Annotated in this window: 23 protein-coding genes; 7 read left to right on the forward strand and 16 right to left on the reverse strand. The window is 73.2% G+C overall.

Features of this window, described 5'->3' with window-relative positions:
• The first annotated feature begins 3 nt into the window (after positions 1-3).
• Positions 4-819 carry a CDP-diacylglycerol--serine O-phosphatidyltransferase gene (gene pssA, locus CP983_RS08285; RefSeq protein ID WP_107907974.1) on the forward strand — a complete coding sequence of 272 codons (816 nt, stop codon included), beginning with the start codon at positions 4-6 and terminating at the stop codon, positions 817-819.
• 223 nt (positions 820-1,042) lie between these two features.
• Here pssA and CP983_RS08290 read toward each other — a convergent pair whose 3' ends face one another.
• Entirely contained in the window at positions 1,043-2,161 is a 1,119-nt protein-coding gene (locus CP983_RS08290; RefSeq protein ID WP_150506469.1) for a glycerate kinase, read from the reverse strand.
• 192 nt (positions 2,162-2,353) lie between these two features.
• On the opposite strand from CP983_RS08290, the gene CP983_RS08295 reads away from it, so the two are divergent.
• The 3 genes from CP983_RS08295 (at position 2,354) to CP983_RS08305 (ending at position 4,910) form a co-directional block, all read left to right on the forward strand.
• Positions 2,354-3,430: an ADP-ribosylglycohydrolase family protein gene (locus CP983_RS08295; RefSeq protein ID WP_150499122.1), complete on the forward strand. Its 1,077-nt coding sequence runs from the start codon at positions 2,354-2,356 to the stop codon at positions 3,428-3,430.
• A gap of 65 nt (positions 3,431-3,495) precedes the next feature.
• A complete protein-coding gene (locus tag CP983_RS08300; protein ID WP_107907972.1) occupies positions 3,496-4,002 on the forward strand; it encodes an NUDIX domain-containing protein in 507 nt (168 codons plus the stop codon).
• Positions 4,003-4,163: 161 nt separating this feature from the next.
• Positions 4,164-4,910: an SIR2 family NAD-dependent protein deacylase gene (locus tag CP983_RS08305; protein WP_150499123.1), complete on the forward strand. Its 747-nt coding sequence runs from the start codon at positions 4,164-4,166 to the stop codon at positions 4,908-4,910.
• Positions 4,911-5,028: 118 nt separating this feature from the next.
• Here CP983_RS08305 and CP983_RS08310 read toward each other — a convergent pair whose 3' ends face one another.
• The 4 genes from CP983_RS08310 to CP983_RS08325 all read right to left on the reverse strand — a co-directional run bounded on the left by CP983_RS08310 (position 5,029) and on the right by CP983_RS08325 (position 8,647).
• On the reverse strand, positions 5,029-6,267 hold the full coding sequence (locus CP983_RS08310; protein ID WP_150499124.1) for a cytochrome P450: 1,239 nt from the start codon (positions 6,265-6,267) through the stop codon (positions 5,029-5,031).
• Between the two features lie 24 nt (positions 6,268-6,291).
• Entirely contained in the window at positions 6,292-7,683 is a 1,392-nt protein-coding gene (locus CP983_RS08315) for an NAD(P)/FAD-dependent oxidoreductase (RefSeq protein WP_150499125.1), read from the reverse strand.
• Positions 7,673-7,924 (reverse strand): ferredoxin, encoded by a 252-nt coding sequence (locus CP983_RS08320; protein ID WP_308436540.1) that lies wholly within the window; start codon positions 7,922-7,924, stop codon positions 7,673-7,675. The genes CP983_RS08315 and CP983_RS08320 overlap by 11 nt, the downstream gene beginning before the upstream one ends.
• Before the next feature lie 81 nt (positions 7,925-8,005).
• Positions 8,006-8,647: a hypothetical protein gene (locus tag CP983_RS08325; RefSeq protein WP_107907968.1), complete on the reverse strand. Its 642-nt coding sequence runs from the start codon at positions 8,645-8,647 to the stop codon at positions 8,006-8,008.
• A 154-nt stretch (positions 8,648-8,801) separates the two neighbouring features.
• On the opposite strand from CP983_RS08325, the gene CP983_RS08330 reads away from it, so the two are divergent.
• Positions 8,802-9,170 (forward strand): VOC family protein, encoded by a 369-nt coding sequence (locus tag CP983_RS08330; RefSeq protein ID WP_125529412.1) that lies wholly within the window; start codon positions 8,802-8,804, stop codon positions 9,168-9,170.
• 10 nt (positions 9,171-9,180) lie between these two features.
• Here the strand turns inward: CP983_RS08330 and CP983_RS08335 are convergent, their stop codons facing one another.
• The gene (locus tag CP983_RS08335) at positions 9,181-9,663 is read right to left on the reverse strand and encodes a methylated-DNA--[protein]-cysteine S-methyltransferase (protein WP_150499126.1); all 483 of its coding nucleotides are present in this window, start codon (positions 9,661-9,663) and stop codon (positions 9,181-9,183) included.
• Between the two features lie 10 nt (positions 9,664-9,673).
• Positions 9,674-11,155, reverse strand: a complete 1,482-nt coding sequence (locus CP983_RS08340; protein ID WP_271666685.1) for an AlkA N-terminal domain-containing protein — start codon at positions 11,153-11,155, stop codon at positions 9,674-9,676.
• 155 nt (positions 11,156-11,310) lie between these two features.
• On the opposite strand from CP983_RS08340, the gene CP983_RS08345 reads away from it, so the two are divergent.
• The gene (locus tag CP983_RS08345; protein ID WP_150499127.1) at positions 11,311-11,673 is read left to right on the forward strand and encodes an ArsR/SmtB family transcription factor; all 363 of its coding nucleotides are present in this window, start codon (positions 11,311-11,313) and stop codon (positions 11,671-11,673) included.
• Between the two features lie 24 nt (positions 11,674-11,697).
• Here CP983_RS08345 and CP983_RS08350 read toward each other — a convergent pair whose 3' ends face one another.
• On the reverse strand, positions 11,698-12,183 hold the full coding sequence (locus CP983_RS08350; protein WP_150499128.1) for a hypothetical protein: 486 nt from the start codon (positions 12,181-12,183) through the stop codon (positions 11,698-11,700).
• A gap of 44 nt (positions 12,184-12,227) precedes the next feature.
• Complete coding sequence (locus CP983_RS08355; protein ID WP_189748498.1) at positions 12,228-13,028, reverse strand: hypothetical protein; 801 nt, start codon at positions 13,026-13,028, stop codon at positions 12,228-12,230.
• A 158-nt stretch (positions 13,029-13,186) separates the two neighbouring features.
• On the opposite strand from CP983_RS08355, the gene CP983_RS08360 reads away from it, so the two are divergent.
• A complete protein-coding gene (locus tag CP983_RS08360; RefSeq protein WP_150499129.1) occupies positions 13,187-14,152 on the forward strand; it encodes an alpha/beta fold hydrolase in 966 nt (321 codons plus the stop codon).
• Here the strand turns inward: CP983_RS08360 and CP983_RS08365 are convergent.
• The 7 genes from CP983_RS08365 to CP983_RS08395 all read right to left on the reverse strand — a co-directional run bounded on the left by CP983_RS08365 (position 14,149) and on the right by CP983_RS08395 (position 22,860).
• On the reverse strand, positions 14,149-14,898 hold the full coding sequence (locus CP983_RS08365; protein ID WP_229914721.1) for a phosphate ABC transporter ATP-binding protein: 750 nt from the start codon (positions 14,896-14,898) through the stop codon (positions 14,149-14,151). The two genes, CP983_RS08360 and CP983_RS08365, sit on opposite strands and share 4 nt — an antisense overlap.
• Positions 14,899-15,039: 141 nt before the next feature.
• The gene (locus tag CP983_RS08370; protein WP_150499130.1) at positions 15,040-15,981 is read right to left on the reverse strand and encodes a sortase; all 942 of its coding nucleotides are present in this window, start codon (positions 15,979-15,981) and stop codon (positions 15,040-15,042) included.
• Complete coding sequence (locus tag CP983_RS08375; RefSeq protein WP_150499131.1) at positions 15,978-17,276, reverse strand: Ig-like domain-containing protein; 1,299 nt, start codon at positions 17,274-17,276, stop codon at positions 15,978-15,980. Before CP983_RS08375 ends, CP983_RS08370 begins: the two co-directional genes overlap by 4 nt.
• A 36-nt stretch (positions 17,277-17,312) precedes the next feature.
• Positions 17,313-18,239, reverse strand: coding sequence for a hypothetical protein (locus CP983_RS08380; protein WP_150499132.1), 927 nt, complete (start codon positions 18,237-18,239; stop codon positions 17,313-17,315).
• Between the two features lie 52 nt (positions 18,240-18,291).
• Positions 18,292-20,082 carry a WxL protein peptidoglycan domain-containing protein gene (locus CP983_RS44420; RefSeq protein WP_150499133.1) on the reverse strand — a complete coding sequence of 597 codons (1,791 nt, stop codon included), beginning with the start codon at positions 20,080-20,082 and terminating at the stop codon, positions 18,292-18,294.
• Between the two features lie 155 nt (positions 20,083-20,237).
• On the reverse strand, positions 20,238-21,812 hold the full coding sequence (locus tag CP983_RS08390; protein WP_208852830.1) for an Ig-like domain-containing protein: 1,575 nt from the start codon (positions 21,810-21,812) through the stop codon (positions 20,238-20,240).
• 49 nt (positions 21,813-21,861) lie between these two features.
• On the reverse strand, positions 21,862-22,860 hold the full coding sequence (locus tag CP983_RS08395; protein ID WP_205614784.1) for a substrate-binding domain-containing protein: 999 nt from the start codon (positions 22,858-22,860) through the stop codon (positions 21,862-21,864).
• Between the last annotated feature and the right edge of the window lie 28 nt (positions 22,861-22,888).

Here is a 22,888-nt window from a genome sequence, read left to right on the forward strand (position 1 = left end):
TGGGTGCCCGAGGCCGACGAGGTGGACGAAGAAGAGGAGATGCCCCTCTCTCTTCGCCTGTCGATAGCGGACACCCTCACTCTCGGCAACGCGACGTGCGGCTTCATGGCGGTGTACTTCACCACCACCGGCATCCTGATCCCGCACCTCACCGGTGACCAGGAGACCGGCATGGCCCGCCACAGCGCGGCCACCGCGGTCATCCTGATGCTGTGCGCGGCGGTCTTCGACCTGTTCGACGGCCTGGTCGCGAGGAAGCTCCGCTCCTCCCCGATGGGTGCCGAGCTGGACAACCTCTCCGACCTGATCAGCTTCGGTCTGGCGCCGGCGTACTTCGTCCTGGTCTACGGCATGGTCGCCGACGACGCCCACCAGCGGGTGGCGGCGGTCGGCGCGATCGTCGTACTGCTGGCGGTGGTGCTCAGGCTCGCGAGATTCTCCTGCGTGACACCGCCGAACGGCATGTTCCAGGGCATGCCCTCGCCGTTCGGCGCGCTGACGGTGGTGTCGATCGTCCTGCTGGAGCTGCCCTTCGTGGCGACGCTGCTGGCGATCCTCGGTACGGCCTGGCTGATGGTGAGCCGCGTCGAGTACCCGAAGCCGCGGGGCCGCCTCGCGGTGGCGATGCTCGCGTGGATCGTGGTCAGCATGGGTCTGCTCGCCGCCTGGGCGTTCGACGCCCCGAGCGGCCAGCTCCTCCTCCAGACGGGCTGCGCGCTCCAGCTGGTGATGGGAGCGGTGATCCCGCTGTTCGCCACGGCTCGCCGGGTGAACAACTTCCGCGACAACCGCAGAGAGGCGCGGGCGGCTCAGCCGTAACGCTGCGCTTGGCTTGGGCCCCGGACCGGGTTGGTTCGGGGCCCCTTGCTTTTCCCCTGGGGGCTGCCGCCCCCAGACCCCCGCTTCGGCCCTGGACGGGCCTCGTCCTCAAACGCCGGACGGGCTGGGTATGTCAGCCCCTCCGGCGTTTGAGGAGCGGGGTCTGGGGCGGAGCCCCAGAAGGACGGGACGGGTAGGGGCGGCGGGGGCGAGAGAAATCGGGTCAGGACAGGAAGTCCCGGGCGATCCGTTCCGCCGACTGCTCCAGGATGGGGCCCGCTTCCGCGATGCACTTCGCCACGTCCGGCTCGATCTCCGTCAGGGGGTACGCGCGCCGGATGCCGGCCCGTCCGAGGGACTCGGGGGCCAGGGCGAGGCGGCCGCAGACCGCGACGACCTCCTTGTCCGCGGCGCGGGCGGCGGCGGCGACGCCGGCCGGTGCCTTGCCGTGGAGGGTCTGCTCGTCCAGGGAGCCCTCGCCGGTGATGACGAGGTCGGCCCGCTCAAGGGCGGGCGCGAAGCCGAGTACGTCGAGCATGACCTCGATGCCGGGGCGGAAGCGGGCGCCGAGGAGGAGGGCGCCGTAGCCGATGCCGCCCGCGGCACCGGCACCGGGCGCGGCCGCATGTTCGGCGGCCCGGGAGCCCACCGACTCCTCCAGCACCTTCGCGAAGTGCGCGAGCGCGGCGTCCAGCGTCTCCACGTCGTCCGGCGAGGCCCCCTTCTGCGGGCCGTACACGGCCGGGGCGCCCTTCGGGCCGGTCAGCGGGTTGTCGACGTCGCTGGCGAGCACCATGTCGACCGCGGAGAGGCGCGGGTCCAGGCCCGACAGGTCGGCCGTGGCGAGGTCGCCGAGGCCGCCGCCGCCCGGCGCCACCGGCTCGCCGTCCGCGTCCAGGAAGCGCGCGCCGAGCGCGGTCAGCATGCCCGCGCCGCCGTCCGTCGTGGCGCTGCCGCCCACCCCGAACACGATCGTGCGGGCACCGGCGTCCAGCGCGGCCCGCAGCAGCTCCCCGGAGCCGTAGGTGGACGCCGTGAGCGGCGCGAAGACGCCCGCGGGCAGCCGCTGGAGGCCGCTCGCCTCGGCCATCTCCACGACCGCCGTGTCGCCGCGCAGCGCGAACGCCGCGCTCACCTCGTCCCCGAGGGGCCCGGCGACCCGGACCTCCCGCCGCTCGAAGCCGGCCGCGACCGCAGCGTCCACGGTGCCGTCGCCGCCGTCGGCCACGGGCATGGCCTCGACCTGGACGTCCGGCACGATCCGGCGCAGACCGGCGGTCACTCGCTCGGCGACCTGCACGGCCGTCAGCGACCCCTTGAACTTGTCCGCGGCGATGAGCACGCGCTGTGTCACCTGTTTTCCCCTTGCTCTCCGGGCCTCGCGCACGTCAAGGCCAGTCGCGCCGCTGCGACCTTAACCGGAGGAGGCCCATGACGTCATGCCCTGCCCGGAGCCTGAGAACGCCCTGCGAGCCCGCTGTGCGTACCGGCGGAACCCCGAGCGGACGCCCCCGGAATTGGGTAAACCGGTCCTATGACCCCTGTGGGCACTGAGCCAGAGCTCGCCGACCGCGTCCTCGGGGGCTGGCTGGGCCGGATCGCGGGCAACATGCTCGGCAAACCGGTCGAGCAGGGCGACCTGTGGACGCGGGACCGTATCGATCAGTATCTGCGGCAGGCCGCCGCCCTGCCCCTCACCGACTATCTCCCCGAGCCGCCCAGCGAGGCCGCCGGGTTCGAGCTGCGCCCGGAGTGGCGCCAGTGCGTGCGCGGCCGTATCCACGGCAGCTGCCGGGACGACGACGTCGACTACGCGATCCTCGGCCTCGACCTGCTGGAGACACACGGCTTCGGCTTCAGCACCGAGCAGGTCGGGGACCTGTGGCTGCTGCGGCTGCCGTACCTGCAGACCTTCACTGCGGAGCGGGCCGCGTACCGCAATCTCGCGAACGGGCTGAAGCCGCCGCTCACCGCGACGTACGACAACCCGTACCAGGAGTGGATCGGCGCTCTCATCCGCGCCGACATCTACGGCTGGACCTGCCCGGGCGTCCCGCGGCGCGCTGCCTCGCTGGCCCGCCGGGACGCGGTCCTTTCGCACACCGGCAACGGCGTGTACGGCGCGATGTGGGCGGCCGCGCTGATCGCGGCGGCGTTCACGGCGTCCACCATCCGGGAGGCGGTCGACCAGGCGCTCGCGGTGATCCCGGCGAGCAGTCGTCTCGCGCGGACCGTGCGCCGTGTCGTCTCGCTCCACGACACCCGGATGACCTGGGAGGACACGCTCACCACGGTCGCCGAGGAGACCGCGGGACTCGGCTGGATCCACACCATCCCGAACGCCGCGGTGCTCACCGCCGGGCTGCTGTACGGCGACGGCGACTTCACCCGCAGCATCACCCTCACCGTCCGCGGTGGCCTGGACACCGACTCCAACGGGGCGACCGCCGGTTCGGTGGCGGGCGTACTGACCGGGGCGCGGGCCATCCCGGGGCAGTGGACCGAGCCGCTGGAGGACACGGTGCGCAGCGCGGTGTTCGGGTTCGACGGGGCGCGGATCAGCGAGCTGGCGGAGCGGACGGTGCGGCTGGCGGAGGCGGAGGAGCAATAGGGCGGCTCCGCAGGGTGCTGCTCTGGGCCGAGGGTGTGGTTGCGCTGGCTGGTTACGCTTCCCCAATGACCACCACGCAAGACTTCGCCACGTACATCGCGGGTCTCCCCCGCGTCCTCGCCGGTGCCGCCGCCCTGTTCCGGGACGCGCAGGGCCGGGTGCTGCTCGTGGAGCCCAACTACCGTGAGGGATGGGCGCTTCCGGGCGGCACGGTCGAGTCCGACGACGGCGAGACACCCCGGCAGGGCGCGCGCCGGGAGACGGCCGAGGAGATCGGCCTGGACCGGCAGCTGGGCGCGCTGCTCGCGGTGGACTGGGTGCACGGGGCGGGGCGGCCGCCGCTGGTGGCCTATCTGTACGACGGCGGGGTCCTCGGCGAGGACGAGCTCAAGGCGATCCGGTTGCAGGAGGAGGAGCTGCTGTCCTGGCGGCTGGTCGCGCGCGAGGAGCTCACGGCGCATCTGCCGGGCTCACTGGGCCGGCGCGTCCTGGCCGCGCTGGACGTCCTGGCGGACGGCGGCGGGACGGTGGAGCTGGAGAACGGGCACCCGGTGAACTCCGGCGCCGTGTGAGTCCGGCTGGGTGCGCCGGGGCCGGCGGACCGTACGCGAATCCCCGTATCGAGCCCTCCGGGCTGCCGGAAGCGGACGGCGAAAAGGGCTGACGGGAAGGGCCGCGGCGGCGCCCCGGAAATCCGTTCGCCGCCGTCATCGCCCCGTCCTACCCTCGGGGCATGACCAAGCCGCCCCTCGTCGCCCTCCTCAGCGGCGCCGGTATCAGCACGGACTCCGGGATCCCCGACTACCGCGGGCCGAACGGACTGTGGCGCCGGGACCCGGAGGCCGAGAAGCTCGTGACGTACGAGTACTACATGGGTGATCCGGAGATCCGGCGCCGTTCGTGGCAGATGCGGCGCAAGAACCGCACGCTGAAGGCGGAGCCGAACGCCGCGCACCGGGCGGTGGCCGAGCTGGAGCGGTCCGGGGTGCCGGTGCGGGTGATCACACAGAACGTCGACGGGCTGCACCAGCTCGCCGGAATGCCCACCCGCAAGGTCCTCGAACTGCACGGCAGCGCACGGAGCGTGGTGTGCACGAAGTGCCATGCGCGCGGGTCGATGGAGGACGCCCTGGCCCGGGTCGACGCCGGCGAGGCGGATCCGCCGTGCCTGGAGTGCGGCGGGATCCTGAAGTCCGCGACGGTCATGTTCGGCGAGCGGCTCGACCCGGCCGTGCTCGGCCAGGCGGTCGCGATCACCAAGGCGTGCCAGGTGTTCATCGCCGTCGGCAGCAGCCTCCAGGTGCAGCCGGCGGCCGGCCTCGCGGGCGTCGCCGCCGACCACGGCGCGCGGCTCGTCATCGTGAACGCCGAGCCGACACCGTACGACGACCGCGCCGACGAGGTGATCCGCGAGCCGATCGGCACCGCGCTGCCGGAGCTGCTGCACGGCCTCGGCGTGAAGAGCGGCCACGTGGACTGACCGGCGGTCCTCGGTACGGCTGGGGTCTGTCCGGCGGATCAGGTCGGCTGCAGGAAGCTGCGCATCTCGGCCGACCCGAGCGGACCCCGCGACGCCGAGCTGATCCGCCGGACAGGCCCTAGGGGCGGATGCCGTCGCAGGCGATTTGCAGTTCGCGCGGGCCGCGCAGCACCGCGTTCTGGCGGTACGGCGGCGGGTCCTGGAGCAGTCGGGGGTTCTCCAGCCTGCGGGCCAGCTCGGACAGGGCGAGCTGGGTCTCCAGGCGGGCGAGCGGGGCGCCGAAGCAGCTGTGGATGCCGCTGCCGAGGCCGAGGTGCTGGATGTCCGGGCGGTCCGGGTCGAAGCGGTCGGGGTCGGTGAAACGCTTCGGGTCGCGGTTGCCCGACGCCAGGACCAGCCAGAGGGCGGCGCCCTTGGGGATGGTGACCCCGCGGACCTCGATGTCGGCGAGGGTGGTGCGCTGCGGCACCAGCTGAACCGGCGGCTCGAAGCGCAGCAGTTCCTCGACGAGGGGCGCCGCCAGCCGCGGTTCGGTGCGCAGCCGCTCCAGGACGTCGGGGTGGCGCAGCAGGGTGAGCATGCCGTTGGTGATGAGGTTGACCGTGGTCTCGTGCCCGGCGATCAGCAGCAGGGCCGCGGTGCTGAGCAGTTCCATCGTGGTCATCGGGCCGTCCTCGCCCTCGGCCGTGGCCAGTTGGGAGAGCATGTCGTCGCCGGGGTTCTTGCGGCGCTCCTCGATCAGGCCGGCCAGGTACATGCCCAGCTGCATACGGGCGTCGTGCGCGCCCTTGCCCCGCTCGGCGGAATCGGCGTCCGGGTCGGGGTCCAGGCTGGCGGCGAGGGTGTCCGCCCAGACGTGGAAGCGCGCCTCGTCCTCGCGCGGCACCCCGAGCAGCCGGCAGATCACGGTCACCGGGAACGGGTACGAGAACTGTTCCACCAGGTCGATCCGGCCCGGGTCGCCGATGCCGTCGATGAGGCCGGTGACGATGTCGTGGAGCTCGGGGCGCATGCCGTCGACGCGGCGCGGCGAGTGCGGCGGGCCGAAGGGGCGGTTCGTCATGCGGCGCAGCCGGTCGTGCTCCGGCGGGTCGAGCTTCAGGAAGCCCGGCGGCAGGGCGCCCTCGCCCTGGGGCGCCTCGGGCAGCGGGTCGCCGGCCTGCGAGGCGAGGTTGCGGGCGTCGGAGCTGATCCGGGGGTCGTGCAGCAGGCTGCGGATCTCGTAGTAGGTGCTGATCACGTACGGTCCGTCGCCGCCCTCGTGGTGGACCGGCGTCCTGCGCAGCTCTTCGTACAGCGGGTACGGGTCGGCCCGGTTGGCGTAGTCCAGGATCTGGTGCAGCAGGCTTTGCGTCATGGCGGGTCCTCGGGGCCGTGCTGGTCAGTGCGCGGGGGTGAACGTCGTCCGGCGGTCGGCCGGCGAGTAGCCGCTGAGGGTCACGGTGGGGCCGTGGGTGGGGACCGAGGGGTCGGGGAAGTCCGCATCGACCGGGCGCTGTCCGCCGGGGCGCCGGTCGACCGTCGCGAACGGCGGCGGGAACGGCGCGGTCGTCTCGATCAGCTCCTGGTAGAACGGCAGCCAGCGGCCGTGGTCGAACGAGACGGCGCCGATGACGCGGCCCTGGTAGCCGTAGACGCCGACGAACCGGCGGCTTTCGAGGGAGCCCTGCGTGATGAGGATCTCCGTCGCCATCGACGGCACTCCGACCGACTTGATGTTGACGCCGAACTGCGCGGACCAGAAGGACGGCACCTCCATGTGGGGCACGCGCTCGGCGCTTTCGCTGAGCATGTTGTGGGCCGCGATCCGGGCCTGGGCGACGGCGTTGCCCCAGTGCTCAAGTGCCAGGAACTGGTAGCCGAAGAGGGGGTGCGGGCAGCGGGCCACGTCGCCGGCCGCGTAGATGTCGTCGGTGACGATCCCCCGGATGTCGAAGGCGCGGCAGCCGGCGTCGCAGGCGATGCCGCGGGGTCCCGCGCCGAGTCCGGACCCGGCGAGCCACTCGGTGTTGCGGGTGGCGCCGAGCGAGACGACCACGACGTCGGTCTCCACGGTGGAGCCGTCGGACAGCCGCGCGGCGCGCACCCGTCCCGAGGCGTCGCCCTCCAGGGCGGTCACCATGACCCCGCACCGCAGGTCCACGCCCCCCTCGCGCTGCATGTCGGCGGCGACCGCCCCGACCACGCCGCCGAGGGCGCCGACCAGGGGCGCCGCGCCGCGTTCGGCGACCGTGACGGGCAGGCCCCGTTCGCGGCAGGCGGAGGCGATCTCCGAGCCGGTGAACCCGGCCCCGATGACCAGGACCCGCTCGGGTCCCGCGTCGAGCCGTCGCGCGAGTGCCGCGCTGTCGTCGCTCGTCCGCAGCACGAAGACGCCGTCGAGTTCGGCCTCGGCCTCCTGTGGCCAAGGGCGCGCCCGCACCCCCGTGGCGATCAGCAGCCGGTCGTAGGGCACCTCGTCGCCGTCGGCCAGTCGCACCAGCCCGGCGGCCATGTCCAGACCGCTCGCCGCGACGCCGAGCCGCCAGGTGGCGTCCACGGCCCGGAGCCTGGGCAGCGCGGTGCGCCCGGCCGAGGCCCGGCCGAGCAGCACCTGCTTGGACAGCGGGGGCCGGTCGTACGGTTCGTGGGGCTCGTCGCCGATCACGGTCAGCGACCCGGCGAAGCCCTCGTCCCGCAGGGCCTCGGCGGCCCGCAGGCCGGCCAGGGACGCGCCCACGACGACGATGCGGCCCTCGCGCCCGAGTCGTTCCAGGGCCCCGTCACCGCGCACCGGACACCGCCTCGGCCGGTACGTCCACGGCGTCGACGAGGATCGCCTGGACGGGGCAGGCCGCGACGGCCCGGGCCAGCTGCTCGCGCTGTTCCTCGTCGGCCTCCGGGACGTACAGCAGGGCCTCCTCGCCGTGCATGGCGAAGACGTCGGGGGCGAGGAACGCGCACTGCGCGTACCCCTGGCAGCGATTCAGATCGACGGCAATCCTGACCACGGGATCGGTCCTCTCCAACGGCACGGTCAACCCTCCTTCGACCACTCTCGGCGTCCGGACGGGATGCGGCGACGAAGAGCGGACCGATCGAGTGAGCGGGGCCGATCAGGCCGGGCCGGCCGGCCGTGCACCGGTGCCGCGCCGGCGCTGCCACAGGATGTTGAGGCTGAGGAGCAGCGCCCAGCCCGGGAAGACGAGTTCGGACCAGGGCACGTCGGAGCCCACCACGAGCAGCGTCAGGCCGGCGAGAAAGCCGAGGACGACGAGCGGGCGCGGCAGGACGCCGAGCCGGCGGCCGATGGTCGAGGTGGTGAGGATGAACACCGCCGCCATCCGCATGGCGTACGTGGTCAGCAGGGCGTAGGCGTAGTCGCGGCCGAAGGGCGAGCCCTGCTGGGTCTCGGCGAGCACGGTCCCGGCCGCCGCGGCGGCGCCGAACAGGGTGGCGACGAAGAGCAGTCCGCTGCCCAGGAACACGGTGGAGACGAACCGGTCCTCGGCCCGGCCTGCCTGCTCGCGCAGGGCGCCCATGAACCACAGGAACGCGATCCCGGCGAACGGGAGCAGTTCGAGGGCCGTCCGTACGGCGTCGCGCTGTCCGGCGTCGATGCTCACGTCACTGCCTTCGACGCCCTGGGGCAGGGCGACGCGCACCAGGACGATCGCCACGGCCATCAGGACCGCGAAGATCACCCCGGCCAGCCCGGCGGCCCAGGGTGTCGCGAGGTGCCGGTGCTCTGGCTCCATGCTCTCCCGCTCTCTGCCTGCTTCCCCTTCGTACAGACACCAGCGGTCGCGGCACCGGCGCCACCGGGGTCACCCGGGAGGCGGGGCGAGGTGCGCCATACAGGTCAGCGCGACCCGCTGCGCGGGCCCCGGGCGGTGGACCAGAATTGCGATCATGACTTCCGACATCCGCCATACGACGATCGACTCCACCGACGCCTACGGGCTCGCCGGGTTCTGGTCCCAGGTGCTCGGTCTGCCCGTGCACGAGGAGAACAGGCCCGGGGACGAGGACGTGCTGATCGAGGGCGCCGGTCTGCTGTTCGTGACCGTCCCCGAGCCCAAGACCCTCAAGAACCGCGTGCACCTGGACCTGCAGCCCAATGACCGCACCCGGGAGGAGGAGGTCGAGCGGGTCCTCGCCCTCGGGGCCACGCTGGTCGACGACCGCCGCAACCCGGACGGCACGGGCTGGGCGGTCCTCGCCGACCCGGAGGGCAACGAGTTCTGCGTGGAGCGCAGCGCGGCGGAGCGGGCCGGCTGAGCCGCCGTACTCAGAACAGCGCCGCCGCGCTCTCGAAGTCCAGCAGGCGCTGCTTGCGGGCCAGGCCGCCGCCGTAGCCGGTCAGGCTGCCGCTCGCGCCGACGACGCGGTGGCAGGGGACGATGATGCCGATCGGGTTCTTGCCGTTGGCGAGGCCGACCGCTCGGGACGCGCCGGAGTTGCCGAGGGCGTCGGCGAGCTGGCCGTAGGAGCGGGTCTCGCCGTACGGGATCTTCTTCAGCTGTTCCCAGACGCTGCGCTGGAACGGCGTGCCGGGCATCCGCAGTTCGAGGGTGAACTCCTTCAACTCGCCCGCGAAGTACGCCTTCAGCTGGTCCTCGGCCTCCGCGAAAGGTGTCTCGTCGCGGAGGCCGAAGGTCTCCTCGGCCGGGCGGTGGCGCTGGTCGGACATGTAGAGGCCGCACAGGATGCCGTCGTCGGCGACAAGGGTGAGCGGGCCGTAGGGGCTGTCGATGACGGTGTGCTGTTTCACTGCTTTTTCCTTATACGGGGAGGAAGTTGATCGGGTGGCTGTCCGTCGCCCACAGGTACTGGACGGCGTACGCCCGCCAGGGCCGCCAGGCCGCCGCGCGTGCCGTGAGGGCCGCGGGGGTGGACGGCAGGCCGAGTTCCTGGGCGGCGCGGCGGATGCCGAGGTCGGTGGGGAGGAAGGCGTCGGGGTCGCCGAGGGCGCGCATCGCGATGACGTCGACGGTCCAGGGGCCGAAGCCGGGGAGGTCCAGCAGTCGGGCCCGGGTCGCCGGCCAGTCGCTGTCGGGGCCCAGGCGCACGTCGCCGTCGGCGAGTTGACGCACCAGGGTGGTGAACGTCGTGCGGCGGGTGCGGGGCATCGCCAGTGACTCCGGGTCCACCGACGCGAGTGCCTCGGGTGCCGGGAAGAGGTGGGTGAGGCCGCCCTCGGGGTCGTCGACCGGCTCGCCGTGGGCGGTGACCAGGCGGGCCGCGTGGGTGCGGGCGGCCGCGGTGGAGACCTGCTGGCCGAGCACGGCACGGACGGCGAACTCGGCCTCGTCGACGGTGCGCGGCACCCGGCGGCCGGGCGCCTTGTCGACCAGGGGCGCGAGCAGCGGATCGGTGCGCAGCTGGTCGTCGATCGCGACGGGGTCGGCGTCCAGGTCGAGCATGCGGCGGCACCGGCTGATCGCCACGGTCAGATCGCGCAGGTCGCCGAGGGTGAGCCGGCAGGCGATGTGGTCGGGCTTCGGGGTCAGGGTCACGATGCCGTGGCCGTACGGCAGCCGCAGCGTGCGCCGGTAGGCGCCGTCCCGCCACTCCTCGACGCCGGGTACGGCGGTCGCGGCGAGGTGCCCGAAGAGGTTGTCGGGGTTGAGGGGGGCGCGGAACGGCAGGCGCAGGGTCAGGGCGCCGGTGGTGTTGCCGGGGTTGCCGCGGGGTGCGCGGGCGCGCAGGTCGCTGGGTGAGAGGGCGAAGACCTCGCGGACGGTGTCGTTGAAGGTGCGGATGGAGGCGAACCCGGCCGCGAAGGCGACGTCCGCCATGGGCAGCGGTGTCGTCTCGATGAGGAGGCGGGCCGCCTGGGCGCGCTGGGCGCGGGCCAGGGCGAGCGGGCCTGCGCCCAGCTCGGCGAGGAGCTGGCGTTCGACCTGCCGGGTGCTGTAGCCGAGCCGGGCGGCGAGGCCGGGCACGCCCTCGCGGTCCACGACGCCGTCGGCGATGAGCCGCATCGCGCGGGCCACGAGGTCGGCGCGCTGGTTCCACTCCGGGGAGCCGGGGCTGGTGTCCGGGCGGCAGCGCTTGCAGGCCCGGAATCCGGCCTGCTGGCATGCGGCCGCGCTCGGCAGGAACCGCATGTTCTCGGGCTTGGGCGGGACCACCGGGCAGCTGGGCCGGCAGTAGATCCCGGTCGTGACGACCGCGGTGAAGAACCATCCGTCGAAGCGGGCGTCCTTGGACTGTACGGCGCGCACACAGCGCCCCGTGTCGATGTGCATCCCCTTCTGCATACGTCCAGCATCGTCCACGGCGGCAGCCGGGGCTGGCGAGAATCCGACATCGACGTGGCCTGCGCTGGGAGCGGCCGTATCACCTCCGCGAGCCTCGCACCTCGAAGCATGAATGATCGTTCATATGTTTGTGTGCGGCGGGTAGGATGACCCGCATGGGTCATGGAGCCGTCACCGCCGCGCAGGACGTCCCCGAGCGCGTGCGTCTGGACGCGGCCAACGTGGCCAAGGTGGCCACCACCCTCCAGGCCCTGTCCACCCCCTCCCGTCTGCTGATCCTGGCGCGCCTGCGCGAGGGACCGCTGCCGGCCACGGAGTTGGCGGCCGAGGTGGGCATGGAGCAGTCCGCGTGCTCGCACCAGCTGCGGCTGCTGCGCAATCTGGGCCTGGTCGTGGGCGAGCGGCGCGGCCGGTCGGTGGTGTACGCGCTGCACGACCACCATGTCGCCGAACTGCTCGACCAGGCCGTGTACCACGTGGAGCATCTGCGGCTGGGCCTCAGCGACACGACCGAGTGAACCGCGTCGCGCGAGCCCCGCGCGTCAGGAGCCGCTCGGGCCAGGAGCCGGACCCACGCCCTGCAACTCCTGTATCTTCCCGCCCAGTTGGGGGCGGAGCTGTTCCAGCAGCTTTGGTTTGGCGCTGACCACCCAGCGGGTGCCGACGAGGTACTTGCCGCCGTAGACCGCGGCCGAGTCCAGCCAGGTGAGCTTGTACTTCTCCTCGGGGAACGTCGTGATGAGGTAGTCGCCGCGCTTCGTGTGGCAGACCCCCTCGCGCAGTTCGTCGGCATCGGTCCGGATCTTGACCTTGCAACCGGTCAGGTCGGCGATCACCTCGACCTTCGCCGGTGCGACGACGCCGGCCACGGTGGCGGCGACGTTGGACGGACTGCTCTGCGCGGCGGCTCCTTCGCCGTCACCGCCGCCGCACCCGGTGGCGGTGAGCAGGAGGACCAGGACCCCGGCCGCCGTGAGGCGGCCGGTGCCGCCTCTGCTTCCTCTGCTGCTTCCTCGCTGTGACTGCACGAGAAGTGGTACGGATCAAGCCCGGCGGCCGTTCACCGCACCGGTCAGGCGGGCTCGGGCGGCAGCCGGCGGTCGCCGTACCCGTACCCGGTCGAGGGACCGGTCGCCGACACCGAACCGGGTTCCGTAGGAATCCAGTTACCGGCCTCCTCCCGCCCCCGCACGCTCGTGTCGATCAGCAGCTGGGCCCGGGCGGTGGCGAGCAGTTCCTTCTGCTCCGCCAGCCGCTCGCGGGTGGCGACGGTGTCGAACAGCAGCTGGTAGACGTGGCCGGCCTTGCCCGCGACGAACACCTCGACGCGTCTGCGGGCCTCGGAGCGGTCGGCGTAGTGGTAATCGATCTCCAGCAGCAGGGCTTCCTTGCCGTTCTGCCGGGTGGGGCGGGTGACGGCCTTCAGGTCGGCCATGGAGGACTCGGGTGTGTCGCGGTACCACTCCAGCTGACCGGCGACGGCGGCCTTCGGCGTCCGCCCGTACGAGGAGTCACGCTTGAGGCTCATGGCGTGCTCCTCGGCCGGGGAGCTCCAGCCGCTCTGGATGGCGCTGTCGACGTCCTGGGTCCAGTCGTCGGGGAGGGCGAAGGCTGCCCTGAGGTCCGGTGCGGCGATGCGGCGCCAGCCTTGCTGCAGCGGGAGCGAGGGTGACGCCTGCGGTGTGTCCGACGCGGCCGGTGCCGCCGCGGCGCCGTCGACCACGGGCCGGCCGGGCGAGGATCCCCCGAGCAGCGGCACCCCGAACACCGCCAGGAGAAGGCCGACGACCGCGGCGGCCGCCGAGACCAACGCGGCCATCTCGCCCGCACTCATCCGCCGCCTCGAAGGCGTCCCGTCCCCCGCACCGCTCATGCCGTACCCCTCCCCCGTGTCGCCGGAACTCACCGGCGTCTCGGGAGTGTTCCCGGGATTGGGCGCAACTCCCGTCGAAAGTCGGCCAGTTGTCGTCGCCCTGCGCCACCGCGGACCTGCATGGCCGCCCCGGCTCCACGGCACGTACGCTCGTCCGCATGGTCGTGCATCGGATGGTTGACGTGAACGGGGTTCGGCTGCACATCGCCGAGCAGGGGGACGGGCCGCTCGTGGTGCTCCTGCACGGCTTTCCCGAGTCGTGGCACTCCTGGCGCCACCAGTTCGGGCCGCTGGCCGACGCCGGGTTCCGGGTGGTCGCTCCCGACCAGCGGGGGTACGGGCGCAGCGACCGGCCGGAGGCCGTCGACGCGTACACCATCCTGCACCTGGTCGGTGACGTCGTCGGGCTCATCCAGGCCCTCGGCGAGGAGAGGGCTCATGTCGTCGGCCACGACTGGGGTGCGCCGGTCGCCTGGCACACCGCCCTGCTGCGGCCGGACCTGGTGCGCGGGGTGGCCGGGCTGAGCGTGCCGCCCCCGCTGCGGGGGCCCCATCCGCCGCTGGCCTCGATGCAGGAGCGGTTCGACGGCCGGTTCTACTGGAACCACTTCGCCCGACCCGGTGTCGCCGACGCCGAGTTCGCGAAGGACACACGCACCGCCCTGCGGAAGTTCTTCTACTCGGCCTCCGGCGACGCTCCCCACGCGGGCGAGTTCAAGCACCCTCTGGTCGACCCCGAGCGCGGCTGGCTCGCGGACATGCCGGACCCCGAGGTGCTGCCGGACTGGTTCACCGAGGACGACCTCGACGCGCTCACCGAGAGCTTCTCGCAGGGCTTCACCGGCGCCCTCAACTGGTACCGCAACATGGACCGCAACTGGGAGCTGACCGCGCCCTGGCACGGGGCCGTCGTCACCACGCCCGCGCTGTACATGTACGGCGACCGCGACCTGGTCCCGGCGTTCCCCGGCACCCCCGAGTTCATCGAGCGCCTGCCCACGCTGATGCCCAACCTGTGGCGCCCGCCCGTCGAGTTGGCGGGCTGCGGCCACTGGACCCAGCAGGAGCGGCCCGCCGAGGTGAACGCGGCGCTCGTCGAGTTCCTCACCCGCAGCGGGGCCTAGCCGAAGCGGCCCTCCACGTAGTCCGCCGTGCGGGGGTCCGACGGGGCCGAGAACATCGCCGGGGTGGGGCCGTGCTCGACGATGGCGCCCGGGGTGTTCTGCTCGGCCAGGAAGAACGCGCAACTGTCGGAGACGCGGGCGGCCTGCTGCATGTTGTGGGTGACGATCACGATGGTGACCTCGTGGGCCAGCTCGCGGATCGTCTCCTCGATCCGGCGGGTGGAGGTGGGGTCGAGGGCCGAGCACGGCTCGTCCATCAGCAGGACCTTGGGGCGTACCGCGAGCGACCGGGCGATGCACAGGCGCTGCTGCTGGCCGCCGGAGAGCGCGCCGCCGGGCTGGCGCAGCCGGTCGCGGACCTCCCGCCACAGGCCCGCCTTGGTCAGGCACTCCTCGACCAGGTCGTCCTTGGCGTCCCCGTTCAGGCGGGTGCCGGTGAGCTTCAGACCGGACGTGACGTTGTCGTAGATCGACATCGCGGGGAAGGGGTTCGGCTTCTGGAAGACCATGCCGATCGTCCGCCGCGCCTCGGTCAGCCGCTGCCCGGCGGCGTAGACGTCCCGTCCGTCGACCAGGACCTCACCGGCCAGTGAGGCGGTCGGGACGAGTTCGTGCATGCGGTTGAGGATGCGCAGGAACGTCGACTTGCCGCAGCCGGACGGGCCGATGAGGGCCGTGACCCGGCCGGCCGGCATGGTCAGGGACACCCGGTCGAGGACCTTGTGGTCGCCGAACCAGGCCGAGATCCGGCGGGCCTGGAGCGTCGCGCCGGTGGCCCCGGTCCCCGGCACCGGCGGGAGGGTCAGCGTGGTCGCGGTCTGGGTGGTCTGGTCGGTCACGGCGAGTCCTTCATCGGCGTCGGCGACGCGGGGCGTCGGGGCGGGTGGTCACAGCAGGTTGGGCAGGAGCAGCAGCGTCTGGTCGGCGGCCGCGAGGCCGAGTGCGCCGAGCAGCGGGACACCGACGACCCAGGTGTGCCGGCGGCCCCAGCGGGCGCGGGCCCAGGCGAGGCCGGCGGCGGCCAGCGTGAGCCCCTGTCCCCACAGCACCAGCGGCAGCCAGGCCGACTGCTGGGTGGCCATCGGCTTCTCCTCCTCGGGCAGTGCGCCGGAGCCGAGGGCGGGCGCGGGCGTGGGCTGCGCGGTCGACACCAGGTCGGCGTCCACGCGCAGGATGCCCCGGGGCATGAAGGGCGTTCCGTCGGCGGTGATCAGGGTCAGGCGGCCCTTGTCCGCCGCGGGCACGGGCGGCTGGGGGTCGCCGGCCCTGCGCGGTCCGATGACCCGGTAGGTGTGCTTGCCCTGCCCGGTGGTCACGGTGAAGGTGTCGCCGGTGCTCAGCTCGCCGAGCCGCCGGAAGGGGCCGCCGTAGGTCGCCTGGCGGCCCATGACGACGCTGACTCCCGACTGGCCCGGCAGGGGCGTGTCCCTGCGGTGGCCGGGTCCGTGGGAGAGGTCGCCGGCCGTGGTGCCCTCGCGGATCACCTCGCGCACCCCGAGTTCGGGGATCGCCAGGATCGCCACGGGTTCACCGGCCTCGGGCGCCCGCCCGCCGCCGACGGACTGCCCGACGGGGGCGGTGCCGCCTGCGAGGGCGGCGCGGAAGGCGGCGTAGTCGACCTGCCGGTCCCGGGCCTGTCGCAGGTCGCCGACCATGCCGGCGTCGGCGACGAGGCCGAGGAGCAGCGCGGCCAGGATGCTCAACGCCGCGCCGGCGACGCGCAGTCCGGGCCCGGCGGTGGGCCGGGCGGGCCGCGCCCGGCCGGGCCCGGGGGCCGACGCGGGGTCGGCCGCCACGGGCCCGGCGGGGGCGATGACCGGTGCCGTCATCCGATCCTCACCGCGGCGGAGGTGGCGGTGCCGTCGGCGAACCCGGCGCGCTTGGCCGTGACGGTCAGGGACAGCAGGTGCCCGCGGTCCGCGCTGGTGGGGGTGTACGTCGAGCGGGTGGCGCCGGTGATGGCCCGGCCGTCGCGCTTCCAGACGTAGCCGTACGACTGGGCGGCGGGGGTCCAGGTGCCGGGCTTGGCGGTCTGCTTGTAGCCGACCTTGCGGGTGCCGGTGAACGAGGGCTTCGTGCCGTTCTTCAGGGCGGGGCCCAGGGCCACGGTCACGGAGGGGCTGGTCGAGGTCGTGCTGCCGGTGCTGTTGGTGGCCTTCGCCCGGCAGGCGATCTTGTGCGCCCGGTCGGCGGCGCCGAGCGCGCGGGTGCGCCCGGTCGCGCCGCTGAGCACCGTGCCGTCCCGCAGCCAGGAGTACGCGACCGAGCTCGCGCCGCTGAACGTCACCGAGCAGGTCACGGTGGAGCCGACCCGGACGGTGCCGGTGACCTTCGCCGCCGAGGTGACGGCCGGGGGCTTGATCTTGACGGTGTAGGAGAGCGCCGCGGATGTGGAGCCGCCGTACAGCGCCGGGTCGGCCGGTACGAACTGGGCCTTGAGCGAGTGGGTGCCGACGGTCAGCGAGCTGGTGGTCCTGGTGGCCACGCCGCCGGAGACGGTGACGGCACCGCCGATCTGGGTCGTGCCGTCGAGGAAGCGGACCGTGCCGGCCGCGGCGGACGGGGAGACGGTCGCCGTCAGCTTCACCGACGTGCCCTGGACTACCGGGCCGGCCGGGCTCGCCGCGAGCTTGGTCGTGGTGGCGGTGACGGGCGCGGTGTTCTGGTACACCGTGTTGGAGGTGAACCAGATCGGCGCGGTGAAGTCGCCGTGGGTCGCGGAGCCGAACGCGCCCCGGCAGGTGAGGGTGAAGTCGTAGCGGCCCTGGAGGGTGGTGAACCCGGCGGTGCTCGCGTAGTTGCGCATGGTGTCGGACAGCGGCACCACGATCCCGCCGTTCGGGGCGGTGGCGTACGTGCTGATCGGCGAGTTGCCCACGACGATCTGGCCGTCGGCGGGGAAGCCCGCCCCCTTGACGCCGACGATGAGGTTGGTCGAGGGGTCCGGGCAGGGCGCGGGCGTGGTCAGCGTGATGCCGCTGGTGTCCGTGCCGGTCGCCGGGGACACCTCCATCGGACCGAGTACGTCGGCCTCGGCGCCACTGGTGCCGAGCACGAGCGCCCCGGCGGCCAGCGCGGTGACGAGGGTGGCCGCCAGGGGGCGGCGTACGGCCTTGACCTGCATGGTTGGTCGTCTCTTCCTGTGGGGTCCGGGCACGGATCAGGCGGTCGGGGTGTCGGTGGCGGGGAAGTCCTCGCGCGGGCGGGCCCGGCGGACGATGACGATGCCCGCGAGCACGAGTGCGGCGGACAGGGCGCCGAGCGCGCCGGCGTTGACGCCGGTGGCCGCCATGGAGCCGCCGCTGCCCGAACCGCCGCCGGACGCACCGCCGCTGACGTCGGTGGAGATGTCCTGCGAACCGCCGCCGCCCGAGGTGCCGCCGTCGGCCGCCGCGGTGTCCGTCGGGGCGCCGGTGTCGGTCGGCGTCGGGGTGTCGATGGGCAGGCCCGTGTCGGTCGGCGACCCGGTGTCCGTGGGCGTCTCGGTCGGCGGGTCGGTGGGCGTGGCCGTGTCCGTCGGCGTGCCCGTGTCCGTCGGGGTCGCGGTGTCGGTCGGCGTCGGGGTGTTGCCGCCGCCGGCCGGATCGGTGTTCCGGTAGGCGGTGTTGGAGGTGAACCAGACGGACGCGGTGAAGTCGCGCAGGCTGGTGCCGTTGAACGCGGTGCGGCAGGTGAGGGTGAAGTCGTAGCGGCCCTGGAGGGTGGTGAACCCGGCGGTGCTCGCGTAGTTGCGCATCGTGTCGGACAGCGGCACCACGATCCCGCCCTGCGGTGTGCTGCCGTAGGTGCCGATCGGGGAGTTGCCGACGACGTTCTGGCCGTCGGCCGGGAAGCCCGCGCCCTTCACGTCGATGATCAGGTTCGTCGCCTCGGCCGGGCAGGCCGCCGAGGTGGTCAGGCTCATGCCTTCGGTGTCCGTGCCGGTCTCGGGGGTCACGGACATGGCGGCGGGGGCCTCGGCGGCGGACGCCTGCACGACGGTGGCGGCGGTGACGAGCAGCCCGGCGGTGCCGCAGGCGGCGACGGCCGAGCCGACGCGGACCGCGGCCGCCCTGGGCATCCGGAGTGTGCGGGGTGTGATGGACACGGGGTTTCTCTCCCTGGCAGTTGGTTCGTTCGGTACGTGGTGTGGTGCGCGGTCACTCGCTCCGGGCCCGGCGTCCGCGCGCCCAGAGGGCGCCGCCGGTCGCGAGGGCCAGCAGGCAGACGCCGAATCCGGTGACGGACCAGGCGGTGAGCGCGGGGGCGGGCTCCTGAGCGGCCTGAGTGCCGTCCGCCGGTACGGCGCCGGGTGCGGCGGAGCCGCCCTGCTCGCCCGGCACGGGCACGGGCAGCCCTTGCGACTGCCCGGGCTGTCCCGGTGCCGTCGGCGTGCTCCCGCGGGGTGTCGGTGCGGCCGGACTCTGCGGCACGGGCGCCTTCTTGGGCAGCGCGACCTCGGTGCCGTCCCGGTAGGCGTGCTCCTTCGCGAACCGCAGCGAGCCCGTGAAGTTCCGCAGACTGCGCTGGTCGAAGGGGCCCTTGAGACAGCTGACGGTGAAGGTGTACGTGCCGCTGAGGGTGGTGAACCCGGCGGTGCTCGCGTAGTCCCGCATGGTGTACGTCAGCGGGATGCTCGGCCCGGCGCCCGGGACCTTGCCGTACGTGGCGAGCGGCGCGTTGCCGACGACGATCTGCCCGCCGCGCGGGAAGCCGGTGCCGGTGACCCGGGCGATGACGTTGGCGGTCCTCGTGGGGCAGGGCGCCTCGGTGGTGAGGGTGATGGGCTGGGTGTCGCTGCCCTTGGCCGGGGTGACGGTGAGCCTGCCCGCGTCCGCCGCGCGGGCCTCCTCGGGGGTGCCCCCGACGGCGGCGGCGGCCAGCAGGGTCGCGGCCGCCAGGCCGACGGCCTGCTTCGGACGGGACACGGAACGCACCGGCGCGCTCTCGGTCCTGCGGCGCCGCCGACGTCGTAGCAGGAGGAACGTGACGGCCGTGGCGAGCAGGAGCAGCAGTGCCAGGAACGCCCAGGGCACGGCGGTGAACGCCTCGGTGCGGGTGACGCGGGGCAGGATGCGGTGCTGGATGTCGCCGCGGACCGGCTGCGGGTCGATGGTGACGCTGGTCGTGTCCCGGAAGGCGGGCAGCACACCGTCGGCCCTCACTTTGACGGACACGGAGTCGCCCGGCAGCAGTTCGGGCAGGTCGCGGAGCTCGGCCGGCTCCGCCGTGCCGCCCAGTCCGTCGCGGACACCGACCGTCTGATGGGCCGCCAGCCGCACGTTGCCGGTGTTGCGGACGGTGTACGTCACCGTCGCGGTGCCCGTGCCGAAGGGGTTGGCGGTGCCGTGGTAGACGGTGCGCAGGTCCTCGACCGCGAGGCGGGGCGTGAGGGCGCCTGCCACCCGGAGGTAGACGCGTGCGCCGACCCGCTGGTCGAGGGCGACCTTGTTGCCCTTCCTGTCGGCGCCGGCGGCCGAGAGGGAGGCGACGATGCCGCCGGTGTGGTCGCCGGGGGTCGCCTTCGCGGGGACGGTCAGGGTGAAGGGGACGATGACGCGGGAGCGGGCGGGGACCTTGACCTCGCTCCTGCGGAGCTTGATCCAGGAGCCGACGTCGGCGGGCCTGTGCCGGGCGGCGAAGAGGTCGAAGCCGCCGTCGTCGGTGGTGAAGGCGTCCTGCGCGTACACCCGCAACGTCAGCGGTTTCCTGCCGTAGTTGAAGACGGCGATGTGATCCTTGACGAGGGCGCCGGGGGTGGCGCCGTAGGAGAAGTTCGGCCGGGCGTCGGGCTTCTTCGCGGCCGAGGGCTGGACACCGAACGTCGTGCGCCCGGGACTCCCCTGTCCCCCGTCGGCCGGCGCGGCGGCCGACGCGGCGGTGGCCGGGAGGACGGCGAGGAGGCAGGCGGCCAGGACGGCGGCGATGCGGCGGGCCGATGTCGTGATCATGTCGGGGTCGTCCGTTCGGGCGCGGTACCGGTGCACGGGTGGGCGTGGGCCTGGGCGGGCGGGTGCGGCCGGGACGGGCAGGAGGGCTGCCCGTCCCGGCCCGGGGCGGATCCGAGGGGGATGCGGGGGTCCGCCCCGTCAGCCATCCGCCCGGGTCAGATGGCCGTCAGGGTGAGGGTGGCGGTGTAGGTGCCGGCCACGGTCGAGGTCGGCACGTTCAGGGCCAGGTCGGCGCCGAGGTGGGCGGTGCCCAGACCGGTTCCGCCCGCCAGCGAACGGGAGGACTTCAGGCCGGCCGAACCCGCGTCGCCGGGGGCAACACCGTGGGCCGCGGCGACCGCCGCACCGGCGGTGACCGTCTGGGACGCGCCCTTGTCGGTGACCTTCGGGTTCCAGCCCAGGTTCTGGCCGTTGATCCTGTGCGAGCCGCCGTCGGCGAAGTCGGTGACCTGGCCGCTGACGGACCAGCCGGGGTTGCCCGCACGGGTGTCGGTGAGCGTGACCGGGTTGATCGCGCCCGCGGTGGTGAGCAGGTCGCCGTCGCTGTTCAGCTGCGGCGAGGGCAGCGTGACGTGCGGGTCGTCCACGCTGATGACGAGGGCGCCCGACTCGACGGTGGTGGTGATGTCCTGCGAGGCCGTCACGCCGTCGAAGGCTCCGATGACGTACGGCACGTTGCCGGAGGACGAGCCGGTGAAGGCACCGGGGTCCGCCGGGACGAAGACCGCCGTGAAGGAGTGGTCGCCCTCGGCGAGGCTGCTGGTGCTGAAGGCCGCCTGACCGCCCGCGACCTGCACGGTGCCCAGGGTGGTCGTGGTGCCGCCCACGGTGTCCTGGAACTTCACGGAACCGGCCGCCGAGGCGGGCGACACCGAGGCGGTCATGGAGACCGGGCTGAACCTGTCCGCCGTACCGGCCGGGGAGACGGCCAGCGCGGTGGTGGTCGGGGTCGCCGGGGCGGCCTCGACGGCGAGGGCGACCGCGCTGGACGTCGAGCCGTTGTAGGCGGCGCTCGACGGGGTGAACACGGCGGTCAGCGAGTGGTTGCCGGCGCCGAGGCTGCTCGTGGTGAGCTGGGCCTGGCCGCCGGTGACGGCCACCGGGGCGCCGAGCGGGTTGCCGTTGTCGCGGAACTGGACCTCGCCGGCAGCGCCCGCGGGGGCGACGGTCGCGGTCAGCGTCACCGGGGAACCCGCGGTGACCGGGGAGGCCGGGGACACCGCGAGGGACGTGGTGGTGTCGGTCTTCACGGCCGGGTCGGTGTTCTGGTACGCCGTGTTGGACGTGAACCAGACCGAGGCCGGGAAGTCACCGAGGCTGGTGGCGTTGAACGCGGTACGGCAGGTGATGGTGAAGGTGTACTTGCCGGTCAGCGTGGTGAAGCCGGCCGTCTGGGCGTAGCCCCGCATGGTGTCGGTGAGCGGGATGATCAGCCCGCCGCCCGCCGTCGTGCCGTAGGAGGTGATCGGCGAGTTGCCGACCACGATCTGGCCGCCGGCCGGGAAGCCGGAGCCGGTCACCGAGGCGATGACGTTGGTGGCGTTCGCCGGGCAGGCGCCCGACGTGGTCAGCGACATCGGGGAGGTGTCGGCGCCGGTGGCCGGGGCGACCTCGGCGGTGCCGATCTCGGCGGCCTGCGCGGCCGGTGCCGCGGCGACACCGCCCGCGAGGACGGCGACCAGGCCCGCGAGGCCGCCGGCCAGAGCCCGCAGATGAGTCTTCTTCAGCACTGTCGTGCTCTCCTTCTGGAGGATGTCTTCCGAAGATCCGGGATGGGCGTCAGGAGGTCTGCTTGCTGGTGTCGCCGCAGTTCGGGTTGGTGGCGAAGCCGTAGGTGTTGATCACCGAGGCCTGCTGGCAGATCAGGGAGTTGTTGCCGACGAAGACCGTGCTCCACGGCGCGGTGCCGAGCTTGCCGGTCGGAATGACGTTGTAGACGTCGCGCTTCACACCGAAGTTGCTGTTCAGCACGGTCGGCGCGAGACCGTCGACGGTGCCGAGGATGGCCCGGCCGCGGAGGTCGGCGATGGTCTGCGAGGCCTGCGAGTTGTACTGCGCGATGGAGAACGGGACGATCGACTTGTCGTCGAGGACGCGGCCGTCGTGCTCCTGGACCGGGCTGCCGTTCTTGGTGTCCTTGATGCACGGGTAGACACCGGCGACGACGTCGGCGTCGGTGATGCCCATCTGGGACTCCCAGAAGCTGCGGGTGCCCGAGCCGGCCTGCGGCAGGTACACCGTCAGGCTGTAGTTGGGGCCGGCGCCCACGTAGTTGGGGTCGCAGTGGTAGATGGCCTTGAGGTCGGCCAGCGTGAGCTTGCGCGGGACCGTGCTGGTGGGCGTGATCGAGTAGCTGACGGCGTCCACGGCGAACGGGACGTAGGTCAGACCCGGGCTCGCGGCGGCCAGGTTGAGGCTGGAGGAGCGGGAGAAGTCCAGGCAACCGTTGCCCGCCTGGAGGGAGTTCTGCAGGGCGGTGCGGCCGGCGCCGGAGCCGTTCGGGCGGGCGATGGTGCAACCGGGGGTGGCGGCCGGGTCCTTGGTGGTGATCTGGGCCGAGCCGGTGGCGTCGTAGGAGCCGATGACCTTGGTGCCGTTGATGGTGATGGCCTGCGCCATCCCGTTCATCACGTCCTGCGTGGTGTCGGAACCCACGCCGGAGAGCTGACGGTAGGTGGGCGGGCCGGCCGGGTCGGCGGCGGCCTGGGTGGCGCTGAGGGTGCCGGTGACGAGGCCGGCGAGACCCACGGCGGCGACGGCGGCCATTCTCTTGTTCACTTGCTGTACCTCTCGATTAGGCTTCGCC

It is taken from the genome of Streptomyces chartreusis, assembly GCF_008704715.1.
Classification (GTDB): domain Bacteria; phylum Actinomycetota; class Actinomycetes; order Streptomycetales; family Streptomycetaceae; genus Streptomyces; species Streptomyces chartreusis.